This is a genomic window from Paenibacillus ottowii (genome assembly GCF_050516475.1).
Lineage (GTDB): Bacteria > Bacillota > Bacilli > Paenibacillales > Paenibacillaceae > Paenibacillus > Paenibacillus ottowii.
The window spans coordinates 3960393-3975221 of record NZ_CP191577.1 but is presented as its reverse complement, the minus strand read 5'-3'; the positions used below and the strand labels follow the sequence as shown (position 1 = coordinate 3975221).

The window sequence follows — 14829 nt, the reverse complement described above, 5'->3', positions numbered from 1 at the left end:
TTTCTTTAAAATGTAAACGCAATCATGCTGATTAGAGCAGGAATTCACCATTTTGTAAAAAAATGAAGTCGGAATGAATTTTTTTGAATCTTTTTGAAGAAAAATGATTGTTTTTTACTAGGTTTGTGGTACGATAAGAACAGTTGGGGGAATGAAGATGCTGACGGAAGAAAGATACAAGTTAATAATACAGCGCTTACAAGAGCGTGGTGTTGTAAAGTTGCAGGAATTGGCTGATCTCTTGGGAGCTTCTGAGTCAACGATTCGGCGTGATTTGATAGATCTTGAAGGCCGTCAGTTGTTAAAGCGGATTCATGGAGGGGCAACCTTGCTGAATCAGAAAAGTCAGGAACCCGGCATGGAAGAAAAAACGTTCAAAAACGTTCAACAAAAAAACGCAGTCGCCCGTATGGCAGCTAAAGAAATTTTAGATGGTGAATGTATCTATCTGGATGCGGGAACAACAACGATGGCGATGATTCCTTACATTGAGGCTAAAGACGTGACGGTCGTGACAAACGGTCTCTCCCACGTAGAAGCACTGGTAAGCAAACGAATTAGAAGCTATCTACTGGGAGGGATGATGAAAATTCATACCAAAGCCGTAATCGGGAGTATTGCCCTACAGAATCTGGACAATTTTCGATTCGACAAGTGCTTTCTGGGAACGAACGGGGTAGATGTGGAGATGGGGTATACGACTCCTGATCCAGAGGAGGCGCTGATCAAGCGGCGTGCCCATCAGCTGTCCGGCAAAACATATGTGTTGGCCGATTCCAGCAAAATTGGAGAAGTCACGTTCGCCAAACTATTCGATCTCAAGGAAGCTATCCTTATTACTGAATCGGTGCCAGAACGCTCACGCCGATCCATAGCTCAGAAAACTAAGATAATCGAGGGATAACAATGATATATACAGTAACACTGAACCCTTCCATTGATTATATCGTGGAAGTTGACGATTTGAAGCTCGGTGATTTGAACCGGATGAAACGTGATCTAAAACTGCCAGGGGGCAAGGGAATTAACGTATCACGTATATTGAACCAACTGGGAGCAGACAGCACGGCGATTGGTTTTCTCGGAGGCTTCACAGGCAGGTTTATCGACGATACATTGCGGGAAGAATCCATTAAAACCGATTTTGTAATGATCGAAGATGATACACGGATCAACATTAAGCTCAAGCATGGTGATGAAACAGAAATTAACGGTTTGGGACCTGCGATTCGTGAGCAAGAGGCTGATGCATTGGTGCACAAGCTGGCGGGTCTCCAAAAGAATGACATTGTCGTCCTGTCGGGAAGTATCCCGCCATCCCTTGGAGGAGACTTCTACGAACGATTGATTCGCGTGTGTCAGGACACCGGGGCTGAATTCGTCATCGACACTACAGGTGAAGCGCTGATGAAGGCTTTGGTTCATAAGCCGCTGCTCATTAAGCCCAATCATCATGAGCTGGCTGAGTTGTTTGGCGTAACTATTCATTCAGAGGAGGAGATCGTCACTTACGGTCGTAAACTGCTGGAAGCAGGTGCAAAAAATGTACTCATTTCCATGGCAGGAGAAGGAGCTCTGTTCATTACGGCTGATGAAGTGTATCACGCAAATGTACCAGCAGGATCGGTGAAAAATTCTGTAGGCGCAGGTGACTCTATGATTGCTGGGTTTGTAGGAACGCTGGCTCTTCATGGCGATCCGATCGAGGCCTTCCGTGCAGGAGTGGCATCCGGAAGCGCAACTGCGTTCTCTGACGATCTGGCTACGAGAGAGAAAATTGAACAATTACGGCCGCAAGTTACGATTTCAAAACGGTAATCCGGTACATCATGAGCTTATTATGCGTGTGTCTACACGCTGATCGAACTTAGGAGAGTGTGAACAATGAGAATAACAGACCTGATGATTAAAGAAACGATGATCATGGACCTGCAGGCGACGACAAAGGACGGAGCGATTGAGGAACTTATCGCCAGTCTCGAAGCAAGCGGACGTATTAATGACCGGGCCTTGTTCAAAGAAATGATTTACAAACGCGAAGCCGAATCCAGCACTGGAATCGGCGGCGGTATTGCGATGCCGCATGCCAAGACCAAAGCTGTGAATGAAGCGACCGTTGTATTTGCCAAAAGCAGTAAAGGCGTAGAATTCGATTCGTTGGACGGCGAGCCAGCGAAAGTATTCTTTATGATTGCAGCTCCAGAGGGAGCAGCGAATACGCATCTTCGCACACTAGCTGCTCTTTCGCGGTTGCTCATTGATACTGATTTCATCGACAAACTGATGAACACGCAAACACCAGATGAAGTAACAGAGTTATTTGATACCAAGCAGGCGGAAGAAGAAGCTGCCAAGAAAGCCAAAGAGGCCAAGAAAGAGGCAGCCAAAGCACAGCAAACACCGGAGGTAATCGTTGGCAACCCGGATTCTGACGAGTTTGTGGTTGCGGTGACCGCTTGTCCTACTGGAATTGCGCACACGTTTATGGCTGAAGACGCTCTCATTAAGAAAGCGAAAGAGATGGGTGTCAATATCCGGGTAGAAACAAACGGCTCGGAAGGCGCACAAAACGTGCTGACAGCGGATGAAATTCGCCGTGCCAAAGGTGTCATTGTTGCAGCTGACAAGAAGGTTGAAATGGCCAGATTTGACGGTAAGCCTGTATTGCAAAGACCGGTAAGTGACGGTATCCGTAAATCTGAAGAATTGATTCGCAAAGCGCTGAACGGTGATGCGCCTATTTACCGTAGTGAAGGAAAAGGCAGCGCTGAAGACTCGAAAGCCGAGAAGACCAGCGTGGGCAGTAAAATTTATAAGGATTTAATGAACGGGATTTCTCATATGTTGCCATTCGTTGTCGGTGGGGGGATTTTGTTAGCGATTTCCTTCTTGATTGAACAAGTGGCAGGAGAAGATAATGTATTCTTCCAACTGCTGCAAACGATTGGCGGAGGAACAGGTGCATTCCACTTCCTGATTCCAATACTGGCCGGATTTATCGCAATGAGCATTGGAGACCGCCCGGCACTGATGCCAGGTATGGTCGGTGGTCTGATGGCTGTAAACTCCAATGCAGGCTTCCTTGGCGGTCTGGCAGCTGGTTTCATGGCCGGTTATGTAGTTATCTTCCTGCGTAAAGCTTTGGCGGGTCTGCCGAAAGCTCTGGACGGTTTAAAACCAATCTTGTTATACCCTGTATTTGGACTCCTAATTTCAGGCGCCGTTATGTTCTACCTGTTTGATCCGATTTTCGGTGGTATTAATACGTGGCTTGTCAATGTTTTGAACAATTTGGGAACAGGTAATGCGGTTATTTTGGGTCTGATTCTGGGCGGAATGATGTCGATCGACATGGGTGGACCTTTCAACAAAGCAGCTTACGCATTTTCGATCGGTGTCTTTACTTCCAGCGGTAACACAAACGGGGCTATGATGGCAGCTGTTATGGCTGGCGGTATGGTACCTCCACTGGCGATTGCACTGGCTTCGACGTTCTTCAAAAATAAATTTACCGAGCAAGAGCGCAAGTCTGGCTTAACAAACTATGTACTCGGATTGTCCTTCATTACGGAAGGAGCCATTCCATTCGCGGCAGCTGACCCTCTGCGTGTCCTGACCTCTTGTATTGTGGGTTCAGCGATAGCTGGTGGTCTGACGCAATTCTGGAAAATCAATCTTCCAGCTCCACATGGCGGGATTTTTGTAGCAGCTCTAGCCAATCACGCTTTGCTATTCTTGCTTGCAGTGGCGATTGGCGCCGTGATTTCTGCGCTCATTTTGGGACTGTGGAAAAAACCAGTCGAAGCGAAATAACGAGCATCACCATAGCATCACCAGAGTATAAAAATAAAAAGAGGAGCACATCTCCTTGGCCTTTCAAATACTAAAGCCGCTAAACACAGGTTTCTGAGTGTTTAGCGGCTTTTTCTTTATGGTAAGGCGACGCCTCTGCCCATATAAGTTTATTAGTAGTTATGGCATTGCTATAACCTACAAAGCTCCTTAACTAACTCCATAAACAGCCTTCGGGCTGAAGTCAGGTATTGGGGTTGCTGATTGTTTTGTAACAGTCCAATGGGGATATTCGGGTCTGTTAACTGGAGGGGGATGGTGACCAGTTCCTCCGGCAAAGGCATTGACGACAGAACCACTCCAACCGAAGGGATCGTATTTACGAATGAGGGGATGGACGAGATTTGACTGACGGCATAAAAAAACGGCATCGACCGGAAGCGGGAAAGCTCTTTCTCCAGCCGTATATGGTACAAGCAGTTTTTACCTCCGACGATAAGCGGGTACTCATACAAATCTTCGAGCTGAAGCTCATTTTTTGCCGCGAAGGGATGACTGCGGGACACGATAAAACCAATCTGTTCGTGATATATAGGTTCGAAATGTAAGGATGGTACCGAGTGAGGTTCCCCGGAAATTGCAAAATCGAGTGTGCCGTCGACCAAAGCTTTTGAGAGCGTATCCGTGTTTCCCACTGTAAAATGGCACGTAATATTCGGTTTATGCTCCCGAAATTGACGTAGAATCAAAGGCAGTACGGCAGCAGCTACAGTTTCAATCACGCCGATATGGAGCGTACCAATCTCCTCTTTTTTCAGCGACTTCGCCTGGTCCATTACAAAATTCCAATGCTGAATAAGTCCGTCAACCTCTTCGGCATATATTTTTCCTGAGGAGGTTAATTCCGCATCCCAGCCTCTTTTAAAAAGCTGAAATCCCAGCTCTTTCTCTAGCCTTTGGATTTGGTTCGTGACTGTAGATTGTGCGTAGTTTAATTTGGTGGCAGCTTTCGAGAAGGTTCCTTCTTCAATAATGGTACGAAACGTAGTTAACTCTTTCAGATCCATGCGAACTCATCTCCATCGATAAAGTGGAATATATTTATGATTATTTTCAATTATACAGATGAAGATAAGGGGAGTACAATCATCTTATCCCAACGGATAGGAGAGAATGAATATGCCCTTTGTAAGAGTAGGCTACATGGAGCAGCAATACACCGAGCAAGAGCTGCCTGGCATTAGCCGCTGTATCATGAATGCTTTGATCGAACATTTTCAGGTCCCACCCAAGGATTACTTTCAGGTTTTTCATGCCCATAGACGGAGCGAGTTTTATTATAGTCCCGATTATTTGAATGTACCCAGAACAGACAAGCTGCTGTACATCCAAATTACGCTGGGATCAGGTAGAACTACGGAACAAAAAAAGAGTTTTTATCAGAGGTTAGCCGAGCTCATCTCTATTGAATGTAAAGTTAGACCGGAAGATGTATTTGTGACACTGGTAGAAACTGAATTAGAGGATTGGTCCTTTGGCAACGGACTTGCCCAAATGATCTTATGAAGCATAAATTAATCAAATCGAGTGTTCGGGAAACGATCGGTGATTTTGCACCTGCTTTTGTAAGCTATACGGAGGATGTCCTTTTTGGCGATGTATGGAGGAGAAGTGAGCTATCTCTCAGAGAACGGAGCCTCATTACAGTTGCCTCTCTGGTAGCGGGTGAGCATGTGAATCAACTTCCTTATCATCTGAACCTGGCCAAGGAAAACGGGATTTCGGAGGAAGAACTGATTGAGGTCATTACGCAGCTAGCTTTTTACGTAGGATGGCCACGGGCAGCCTCAGCAATTCAGGTGGCTAAAGATGTATTTTGTAGAGAAAAAGAGCGTTAAGTATGATTCTAAAAAATCGCCGAGCACTAGAAAATCCGAGTGTTTGGCGTTTTTTTGGCATGATTGTATTGTTATTCTGCTGTGAAAGCGGTATAGTAATAGTAATTGAATGAGGGGTGAAGTGCCTCTCGGGATTGTTACTGGTAAGCAGGCGATACCCAAATAATGACTAATGGACTTAGTCGTTATTTGGTTTTTTTTGTTATTACAAACTTTGTCAATACATCAATGAGGTGAGCAGCTAGATGATCATCCGGCAAATATTCAACAACAATGTCATTCGGGCCGAAAATCAGGTAGGTCATGAGTTTGTTGTCATAGGGAACGGCCTGGGTTTTAAAAAGAAAAACGGTCAAAGGGTCGATGAAGAAAAAATAGAAAAAACCTTTGTTTTAAAGTCCGATAAAATTCCACAAAAATTAATTGATCTCATTGGAGAAACCTCTGTAGAGTATTTAAAGGTGGCGGATGAAATTGTAGGCAGCGCTAAAAAAGAAATGGGAGATATTTTTAGTGATAATATCTATATTTCGTTGATTGACCATATTCAATTTGCCATCTCCCGCTACAGAAAATCCGTGGGACTTAAAAATTCACTGTTATGGCAGATCAAAAAATTTTACAAAAAAGAATTCATGATAGGTATGAATGCACTGGATATCATTCATGCTCAATTTGGCATTCAAATGGACGAGCACGAAGCAAGCTTTATTGCCATGCATTTTGTCAATGCAAGACAAGACGGTCAGGGAATGAAGCAAACGGTTGAGATTACGGAGGTCATTGACGACATTTTCAATATTGTAACCGATTACTATCAGATTAATCTGGATGAAACCTCATTTAATTATTCGCGGTTTATTACTCATTTGCAGTACTTTGCCCAGCGCTTGCTGAGCAATGAACAAGAGCAATTAGCTTCAGGGGATAACTTCTTGTATGAGCAAGTCAAAGAAAAGTACGAGAAGGCTTTTCAGTGCACCCAATTAATTAATCAATACCTGGAATTAAAGCATGAAAGTGCGATGTCGATTGACGAAAAAGTGTATTTGACGATTCATATACAGCGTGTAACCTCCAGAAACGATATGGCTGATTCTTAGAAAAAAAGCTTGCAAACGATTTCGGAGTGTTTTATAGTAGGCTCACAACTTAAATCTAAGGATTGTTACTGATAAGCAGGCGATACCTAAATGAATGGCAGTGATCATTTTTTATGATCATGCATGCCTTTCGTTTAGGTATTTTTTTGTTTTCAGGCAATCTGCCCAAGAGGAGAATGAACATGGACCATAAGAAAATGGGCGAGGATATCGTACGTCTCGTTGGAGGAGAAGAAAATATCAATGGGCTTGTCCATTGTGCTACACGGCTCCGATTTGACCTGAAGGATTCACGAAAAGCCGAACGAGAAGCGCTTGAGAAACACGAGGGGGTCATAACCGTTGTTGAAAGCGGAGGGCAATTTCAAGTCGTGATTGGCAGCCATGTTGCCTATGTATATGCGGAAATCATGAAAAATAGGGATTTTGGATCAGACACCTCTGCGGCTAACGAATCCAGCGGAAAGAAGGCATCAGTCATCTCTACAATCTTCGAGGTTATTTCCGGCAGCTTCTCCCCGTTGATTCCGGCGATGGCAGGCTCGGGGATGCTGAAAGCACTCTTGACGGTTTTAACCTTACTGGGCTGGATGTCTGAAACAAGTGATACCTATCTGATCCTGTCTGCTGCCGGGAATGCTGTATTTTACTTCTTGCCGATTTTACTGGGGATTACGCTTGGTATAAAGCTGAAAGCGAATCCTTATGTAGCTGGTGTGATTGGTGCGGCTCTCCTGGAACCCAACTTTACGGGGCTGATGGACAAAGGCTCTGATGTATCGTTTTTAGGAATACCGGTGGTCATGATGAGCTACTCAGCAAGTGTTTTCCCGATTTTCATATCTATCAGCATCTATGCGTTGGTCGACAAGTTTTTGAAGAAAATCATACTTAAGGACTTGCAGCTATTTTTAGTTCCGATGTTGGCTTTAATGATTATGGTTCCTCTATCTGCAATCGCATTTGGACCGTTCGGTACAACGGTAGGGGATTGGATTTCTTCGGGGGTGACATGGTTAATCGGTGTAAGCGGCATCCTGTCAGGGATTGTGCTTGGCGGTTTTATGACCTTTATGGTCGTCTTCGGACTCCACTGGGGCTTTACCCCGATCACGATTCAAAACATCGGTGTTGGCGGTGATCCGATTGAGGCGATGGCGGCAGCGGCTGTATTTGCTCAAATTGGGGTCGCATTCGGTATCTTCCTCAAGGCCAAAAAAGATAAAACACTCAGAACCCTTGCCGGTTCCACGAGTATTACAGGCTTGCTGGCGGGTGTGACTGAACCGATTGTGTATGGTCTGGTGCTTCGTTTTAAACGAGTGATTCCGATTGTCATTATTGCAGGGGCGATAGGCGGTGCCATCAATGGACATTTTGGGGTGAAAATGACGGCTTATGTGTTTCACAACATTTTTGCGATTCCGGTATATACGCCGACCCTGGTTTACGTGATTGCCATCGCATGTTCGTTCACAGCAGCTACGGTACTAACTCTTATTTTTGGTTATGAAAGCAAGGTAAAGGGGGAGAGCGCAGCAACAGTTGAGACTGTTAAGACGGAAGAACCCCTGCCCGTTGCTACAGCAACCAAGGCTGTTGACATCAAGAAAGAAACGATCTACAGCCCGATCACAGGCAAGACGACACCCCTGAGCCAAGTGAACGATTCAGCATTTTCTACAGGGGCGATGGGACAAGGGTTAGCCATTGAACCGTCTGTCGGTGAGGTCGTAGCGCCCATAGACGGAGTTGTAACGTCGCTATTCCCCACAGGACACGCCATAGGCTTGACTTCCAAGGCAGGTACAGAGATATTAATTCACATTGGAATTAATACTGTTGCGCTAAAAGGAAAGCATTTTACACCCATGGTCAAAGAGGGCGATATCGTTAAACAAGGGGACTTGTTAATTCAATTTGACAGGGAGCAGATCATAGAAGCAGGGTATGAAATTGTAACGCCTGTTATCGTCACACTCACGAAACATAAAGTGGATGTATTTGCGACCAATCAGGAGCAGATTCAAAAAAATGAAGTATTGTTAACTTTGGTTGTGTGATACAGGCAAGCGTTATCATTACATTACGAATTATGAATTGCGAATATCAGAAGGATATACCTATAACTGGAGGGACTAGATCATGAAACATAATCAACTGAAAGCATTTCCTGAAAATTTTTTCTGGGGAGGTTCCACTTCCGCTTATCAAGTAGAGGGTGCATGGGACGAAGATGGAAAAGGACCCTCTGTCATTGACATGGCTAACCACGTCGAAGGAGTTACTGATTTTAAGGTAACCAGTGATCATTACCATATGTTCAAAGAAGATGTGGCCCTGATGGCTGAAATGGGCTTTAAGGCGTACCGCTTCTCGATCGCTTGGACACGCATCTATCCGCAAGGTGCCGGTGAAGTTAATCCGAAGGGAATTGCGTTTTACAGCTCATTAATTGATGAACTCATTAAGTATGGTATTGAACCGATTGTTACCATGTATCACTTTGATCTGCCCTATGCACTTGAACTACAAGGCGGATGGTCCAAGAGGGAAACGATTGATGCCTTCGAACAATATGCCAAAACACTGTTTGAGAACTTTGGGGACAGGGTGAAATACTGGCTAACCATTAACGAACAAAACATGCTGATTCTCCATCCAGGTTCGATTGGCACATTAGATACAAGCCTAGAAAATCCGCAAAAGGTACTGTATCAACAAAACCACCATATGCTAGTCGCGCAGGCGAAGGCGATGGTATTGTGCCATAAGATGCTGCCCGACGCGAAAATTGGGCCAGCACCGAATATTGGGGTTATTTATCCAGCCAGTTCCAAGCCGGAAGATACGCTGGCGGCTGATAACTATGCAGCCATTCGCAACTGGCTCTACCTGGATATGGCTGTATTCGGCCGCTACAATCACATTGCCTGGAGCTATTTGGTCGAGAAGGGCTATGAGCCTGTTATTGAAGAAGGGGATATGGATATATTAGCGCAAGGAAATCCGGATTTTATCGCCTTTAATTATTATACCTCTCAAACTGTAGGGGAAAGTTTGGATGACGGAAATGACTTTTCACATACAGGCGATCAGCATGAAATTGTGGGTGAACCCGGAGCATATCGAGGCTCTGTGAACCCCAACCTGCAAAAGACAGAGTTTGGTTGGGAGATTGATCCGGTCGGTTTTAGAACCACATTACGGCAAATATATTCTCGCTACCACTTGCCTTTAATCGTGACAGAGAACGGCTTGGGTGCTTTTGACAAGCTGGAAGAAGGGGATGTCGTGAAGGATCCTTATCGTATTGATTTTTTCAAGAAACATATCGAGCAGATTCAATTGGCAATTACAGACGGCGTAGACGTATTCGGCTTCTGTCCGTGGTCTGCAATAGATCTGGTGAGTACCCACCAGGGCTCTAGTAAGCGCTACGGGTTTATCTATGTGGATCGTGACGAATTTGATCTCAAGGATTTGCGTCGTATTCGCAAACAAAGCTTCTACTGGTATCAAAAGCTGATCGCCACAAACGGCGAAGTCCGTTAATTAAAGAACTAAAGCAGCAATGAAAAAGCACCTTCTTGAAATGGATATTACCATTTTGAGGGGGTGTTTCTATAACCCTTTTTCCAGGAGTGAGATCATGTATTATATAATAGAAGAAACACAAACGGAAAGGACATCAAGCATTGACCTTACAACAATTAAAATATGTCATCGAGGTTGCCAATCGTGGCTCCATGAATGAGGCGGCGAAGCGGTTGTTCATTTCCCAGCCCAGTCTGTCCAACGCGATTCGCGATCTGGAGGAAGAAATTCATATTACCATTTTTGAGCGTACCAATAAAGGTATCTCTTTATCCAAGGAAGGTGTGGAATTCCTCGGTTATGCGCGTCAGGTCGTTGAACAGGCGGAACTGCTGGAAAGTCGCTACCTGGATGCCAAGCCCTCACCACAGCATTTTGCTGTGTCCACGCAGCATTATGCTTTTGCCGTAAATGCATTCGTAAATCTGGTGAATCAATATGGACAGGATGAATATGAGCTGGCTTTGCGGGAGACCAAAACCCATGAAATCATACGGGATGTCAAAAGTCTACGTAGTGAGATCGGAATCCTGTATCTGAACGAATTTAATGCCAAGGTCATCAACAAGCTGCTAAAAGATGCAAATCTGCAATTCAACAGCCTGTTTACGGCCAAGCCGCATATTTTTATCAGTGCCAATAATCCGCTATCCCGGCAGTCTATCGTGACCATCGACCAGCTTCATCCTTATCCATATCTGTCCTTTGAACAAGGGGAGTACAATTCCTTTCACTTTTCCGAGGAAATTCTGAGCACGTTGTCGCACCCCAAAAGCATTCGCGTTAATGACCGGGCAACCCTTTTTAATCTGCTTATTGGCTTGAATGGCTATACCATTTCTACTGGGGTGATCAGTGCGGATCTGAACGGTAACGAAATTATTTCCGTCCCTCTGGAATGTGATGAGTCTATTAATGTGGGCTGGATTTGCCATAAAAATGTTGCGCTCTCCAAGCTGGCTACGGTATATGTAGAAGCCCTGCATGAGGCGATAGGAGAACAATAAATTTGATATAGCCTTAGGCTATAACTAGCTATAGTTTATTGGAGTTACCTTATAGCTGAAAATGTATGTTATCTTTCTTACAACAACTTCACTACTGAAGCGAAAAAGGAGATAACCCTAATGAGCAGCATCCTTGACAATGCATCCCAACGTAAAGTGACCCCTTTTAGACATGATATGGTCGGCAGCTTTTTGCGCCCGCAAGCGATCAAAGACGCTAGAATTCAATTTCAAAATAATGAAATCTCTGCGGACGAGCTGAGAAAGATCGAAGATGAAGAAATTATCAAGCTGGTAGAAAAGCAAAAATCCGTGGGACTTCAAGCCGTAACGGACGGAGAATTTAGACGCTCTTGGTGGCATCTTGATTTTATGTGGGGACTGGACGGTGTGGAAAAGGTACAGCTTGCAAATGGCTACCAATTCCAAGGGGTGGAAACAAGAGCGGAAACCGCACGTTTGTCTGGTAAAATTGGACATTCCCGTCACCCTTTCATTGAAGATTTCAAATTTTTGAAACAAGTCGCAGGTGAGGATGCTATCGCCCGCCAAACCATTCCCGCACCTGCGCAGTTCCTGGCTGAGCTGTTGCGTGGAGAAAATAAAGAAACAACCGATACGTATTACAGCAATCTAGATGAACTAGTGACGGACATCGCCAAAGCCTACAAATCCGTGATCCAAGCGCTGTATAATGAAGGCTGCCGCAGCTTGCAACTGGATGATTGCACATGGGGCATGCTCTGTGATAAAAACTACTGGGAAGCCAGACAGCATGCAGGTGAAAATGTGGAAGATACCAAAAAGCTGTTCGCTCGCGTGAATCAGGAAACTGTCAAGGATCTTCCAGCTGATTTGGTTGTTACAACCCACGTATGCCGTGGTAACTACCATTCGACCTGGGCATCTTCTGGCGGTTATGAGCCTGTAGCCGAAACCCTGTTTGGCATCGACAACATCGACGGCTACTATCTCGAATTCGATACCGACCGTGCAGGTGATTTCACCCCACTTAAGCATCTGAAAGATGAAAAGCAGGTTGTATTGGGCCTCGTTTCCTCCAAAACGGGTGAGCTGGAAGATAAGCAGACGGTCATCAACCGTATTAAGGAAGCAACTCAATTCGTGGACATCAACCATATCTGCCTCAGCCCACAATGCGGCTTTGCTTCCACAGAAGAAGGCAATATTCTGACCGAAGAGCAGCAGTGGAAAAAGCTTGCATTCATTAAAGAGATTGCGGACGAGATTTGGAAATAAGGGTTTAGGGGAATTAAATTGGAGAGACTTAAAACACGCCTTTTTGTGGGCGTGTTTTAGTTTGAGAATCCGCTAAAATTGGCCAAATTATACTACACGAACAAACAAGTTCAATGCAGATGATATCGAAGGGCACTATGATCATCTGGAAAAGTTGAAGAAAGAGGGACTTCTTGAAAAGTATGGTTCTTTTTTTATTTCCCAAGAGATTGCTCTCACAATTTTTGAGAATCTTCTTAGTTGATAATCTCCCGTATCACATTCCTCGCCAAACGTACCTTCTCAGGACTCGACTTTTGAAGCATATTTACGATTTCTTGTATACCGTCTTCATGTTTTGTAACTTTAATATCTTCATTTACATAAGCGAAAAGCTGAATCAAATTAACATCTAGTGCATCAGCAATTTTAGCTATGTTTATTAAAGATACGTTTTTTTCTCCACGTTCAATCTGCCCTATGTATGAAAAATGGAATCCGCCTTTTTCTCCAAGCGACTCCTGAGACAATCCTTTTTCTTTTCGTAAAGCACGTATTCTGGCACCCACTAATTTGAGAACTTCTTTGTCTTCCATCGTCTACACCTCACTATTCTAAAAGTGTAGACAAGAAATCTAAATGAAAACATTGAATATTAGATACAATAAATATTTTAGATATCTATAGGTATCATTTTGGGGTATAATAGGACTATTCTTGAAATTCTCTGGAGGAATAGATATGAAAGAAGCTCTTTCTACCTGTATTCCAAGTCCCACTCAACCATCCAGACCTGTGCAACACCTAGATCATTCAATAACCGATTTTCACACTTTAGCCCAATACCATATGAAACTAGCTCAAATTCTTTACAAGCATAACCAACTCCAATGCTGCATTATCCTCTGCGACAGGGCGTTAACCTCCATGGTAAAAGCTCTATATATGAAAGAAACTAATAGTATTTTCCCTCCGGGACTCTTGTCCATGGCGGATTTGTTGCACTTATTACATATTGACACCACCCCAGGATTGGATATTGTTGTATTTATAGGCACCACTCAATTTCTTTCATCCCAGCTAGAAACCTCGCTCCTTCAAAAGATGAAGAACAAAGATGTGAGCAGGCTGCTGCGCAGAACCGACGACATTCTCTGCCAGTTGTCATCCCGAGTCATGACTGATTCATCCGAAACGTATCAGTCCATTTTCTAAGAAGCTCCTCCATGGCAAATAAACTTGCCAATTCGCCCGGTCGTTATCCGCTTTTCTACATACGATAAGAGTAAGCTTTAACGCAAGGAGGGATTTAGATATGGGTCAAGTAGGTTATGGTGGAGGATGGACATCCACAGGTGCGATTTTGGTATTGTTCATTTTGCTGGTGATTATTACCAAGTCTTTTCTGATCTAACGTTAGGTTAGTATCGCTCAAACTTACAAAGCAGCCCTCTTTCACAACAGCGTGAAGGAGGGCTTTTTTAATGCAGATGGATGGTAGCTCCAGTATGTTGTCTGGCCCTACAAGCATTGTTATACTTTACATACAGGGATAATTTCCCTCAAATCTATAGCAATACGGATAGCGGAAGATGTAGGAAAACGGAAATTCGCTGACCATGATCAGGAGGATCGCATGATGAACACGGCAAACAGTCCATTTCAATTTACGACAGACACGGCGACTCTTTGCCTATTTGATACGCAAGCTCTAAAGCATCGCTTGAACGATGAGCCGGATTGGTGGTCCATTGAAGCGGACGAGCTGGGGGAGTTGAATGCCGGAAATGCTGCTTTTTTGAATCTGGGAGCGGACGGGACGTATGAGGTTGTGATAACAGATCATATCGAGCAGCCCACGGTGCAACTGTTTTTGAAGGTTCCCTCAGGGAATATATTTATTGGCGCTGGAGAAGAAGCCACAGGCGGTGAGTTGGAACCTGATTGTGTATGGGGAGGGTCATTCCTGTCTGTGCAACCCGGACTTTATGAATGCTTGGCAAGCAGAGGAGAAAGCAACCGCATTTACCTTTCTTTTAAAAAAGGAAGCGAAGGCAGCAACAGCTTTACCAGTCTAATTCGATTGTAGATTGAAGGATTAAACCGTAACGGATCGGACAAGACGGTCGAACAGAGGAAAGTTGGAATTATTAAGATTAGGAAAAAAGAAAAGCTATCCCCACGGCTTGCATA

Annotated in this window: 15 protein-coding genes; 13 read left to right on the top strand and 2 right to left on the bottom strand. The window is 44.4% G+C overall.

The annotated features are described in order from the left end of the window. Positions 1–157: 157 nt before the first annotated feature. The 3 genes from ACQQ6X_RS18485 (at position 158) to ACQQ6X_RS18475 (ending at position 3813) form a co-directional block, all read left to right on the top strand. Positions 158–904: a DeoR/GlpR family DNA-binding transcription regulator gene (locus tag ACQQ6X_RS18485; RefSeq protein WP_013370378.1), complete on the top strand. Its 747-nt coding sequence runs from the start codon at positions 158–160 to the stop codon at positions 902–904. Between the two features lie 2 nt (positions 905–906). Continuing rightward, on the top strand, positions 907–1818 hold the full coding sequence (gene pfkB / locus ACQQ6X_RS18480; protein ID WP_305166502.1) for a 1-phosphofructokinase: 912 nt from the start codon (positions 907–909) through the stop codon (positions 1816–1818). 66 nt (positions 1819–1884) lie between these two features. Next, complete coding sequence (locus ACQQ6X_RS18475; RefSeq protein WP_305166501.1) at positions 1885–3813, top strand: PTS fructose transporter subunit IIABC; 1929 nt, start codon at positions 1885–1887, stop codon at positions 3811–3813. Positions 3814–3983: 170 nt separating this feature from the next. Here the strand turns inward: ACQQ6X_RS18475 and ACQQ6X_RS18470 are convergent, their stop codons facing one another. Next, entirely contained in the window at positions 3984–4859 is an 876-nt protein-coding gene (locus tag ACQQ6X_RS18470; protein WP_305166500.1) for a LysR family transcriptional regulator, read from the bottom strand. 112 nt (positions 4860–4971) lie between these two features. Here ACQQ6X_RS18470 and ACQQ6X_RS18465 point away from each other — a divergent pair, with 112 nt between their 5' ends. The 7 genes from ACQQ6X_RS18465 to ACQQ6X_RS18435 all read left to right on the top strand — a co-directional run bounded on the left by ACQQ6X_RS18465 (position 4972) and on the right by ACQQ6X_RS18435 (position 12657). After that, positions 4972–5358 carry a tautomerase family protein gene (locus ACQQ6X_RS18465; RefSeq protein ID WP_305166499.1) on the top strand — a complete coding sequence of 129 codons (387 nt, stop codon included), beginning with the start codon at positions 4972–4974 and terminating at the stop codon, positions 5356–5358. Next, on the top strand, positions 5355–5690 hold the full coding sequence (locus ACQQ6X_RS18460; RefSeq protein WP_305166498.1) for a carboxymuconolactone decarboxylase family protein: 336 nt from the start codon (positions 5355–5357) through the stop codon (positions 5688–5690). Before ACQQ6X_RS18465 ends, ACQQ6X_RS18460 begins: the two co-directional genes overlap by 4 nt. A 245-nt stretch (positions 5691–5935) precedes the next feature. Further along, positions 5936–6793, top strand: a complete 858-nt coding sequence (gene licT / locus ACQQ6X_RS18455) for a BglG family transcription antiterminator LicT (protein ID WP_305166497.1) — start codon at positions 5936–5938, stop codon at positions 6791–6793. Positions 6794–6975: 182 nt separating this feature from the next. Beyond that, positions 6976–8856, top strand: coding sequence for a beta-glucoside-specific PTS transporter subunit IIABC (locus ACQQ6X_RS18450; protein WP_305166496.1), 1881 nt, complete (start codon positions 6976–6978; stop codon positions 8854–8856). Positions 8857–8938: 82 nt separating this feature from the next. Then, positions 8939–10348, top strand: a complete 1410-nt coding sequence (locus tag ACQQ6X_RS18445) for a glycoside hydrolase family 1 protein (RefSeq protein ID WP_305166495.1) — start codon at positions 8939–8941, stop codon at positions 10346–10348. Positions 10349–10491: 143 nt separating this feature from the next. Continuing rightward, complete coding sequence (locus ACQQ6X_RS18440; protein WP_305166494.1) at positions 10492–11397, top strand: LysR family transcriptional regulator; 906 nt, start codon at positions 10492–10494, stop codon at positions 11395–11397. Between the two features lie 120 nt (positions 11398–11517). After that, positions 11518–12657 (top strand): 5-methyltetrahydropteroyltriglutamate--homocysteine S-methyltransferase, encoded by a 1140-nt coding sequence (locus ACQQ6X_RS18435; protein ID WP_305166493.1) that lies wholly within the window; start codon positions 11518–11520, stop codon positions 12655–12657. 236 nt (positions 12658–12893) lie between these two features. Here ACQQ6X_RS18435 and ACQQ6X_RS18430 read toward each other — a convergent pair whose 3' ends face one another. Further along, positions 12894–13232, bottom strand: a complete 339-nt coding sequence (locus ACQQ6X_RS18430) for a helix-turn-helix domain-containing protein (RefSeq protein ID WP_305166492.1) — start codon at positions 13230–13232, stop codon at positions 12894–12896. Positions 13233–13623: 391 nt separating this feature from the next. Between ACQQ6X_RS18430 and ACQQ6X_RS18425 the strand changes: the two genes are divergently transcribed. The 3 genes from ACQQ6X_RS18425 (at position 13624) to ACQQ6X_RS18415 (ending at position 14725) form a co-directional block, all read left to right on the top strand. After that, on the top strand, positions 13624–13851 hold the full coding sequence (locus ACQQ6X_RS18425) for a hypothetical protein (RefSeq protein ID WP_430493478.1): 228 nt from the start codon (positions 13624–13626) through the stop codon (positions 13849–13851). Positions 13852–13951: 100 nt separating this feature from the next. Continuing rightward, a complete protein-coding gene (locus ACQQ6X_RS18420) occupies positions 13952–14050 on the top strand; it encodes a YjcZ family sporulation protein (protein WP_305166490.1) in 99 nt (32 codons plus the stop codon). Between the two features lie 222 nt (positions 14051–14272). Further along, the gene (locus ACQQ6X_RS18415; protein WP_305166489.1) at positions 14273–14725 is read left to right on the top strand and encodes a DUF6386 family protein; all 453 of its coding nucleotides are present in this window, start codon (positions 14273–14275) and stop codon (positions 14723–14725) included. The last annotated feature ends 104 nt before the right edge of the window (positions 14726–14829 follow it).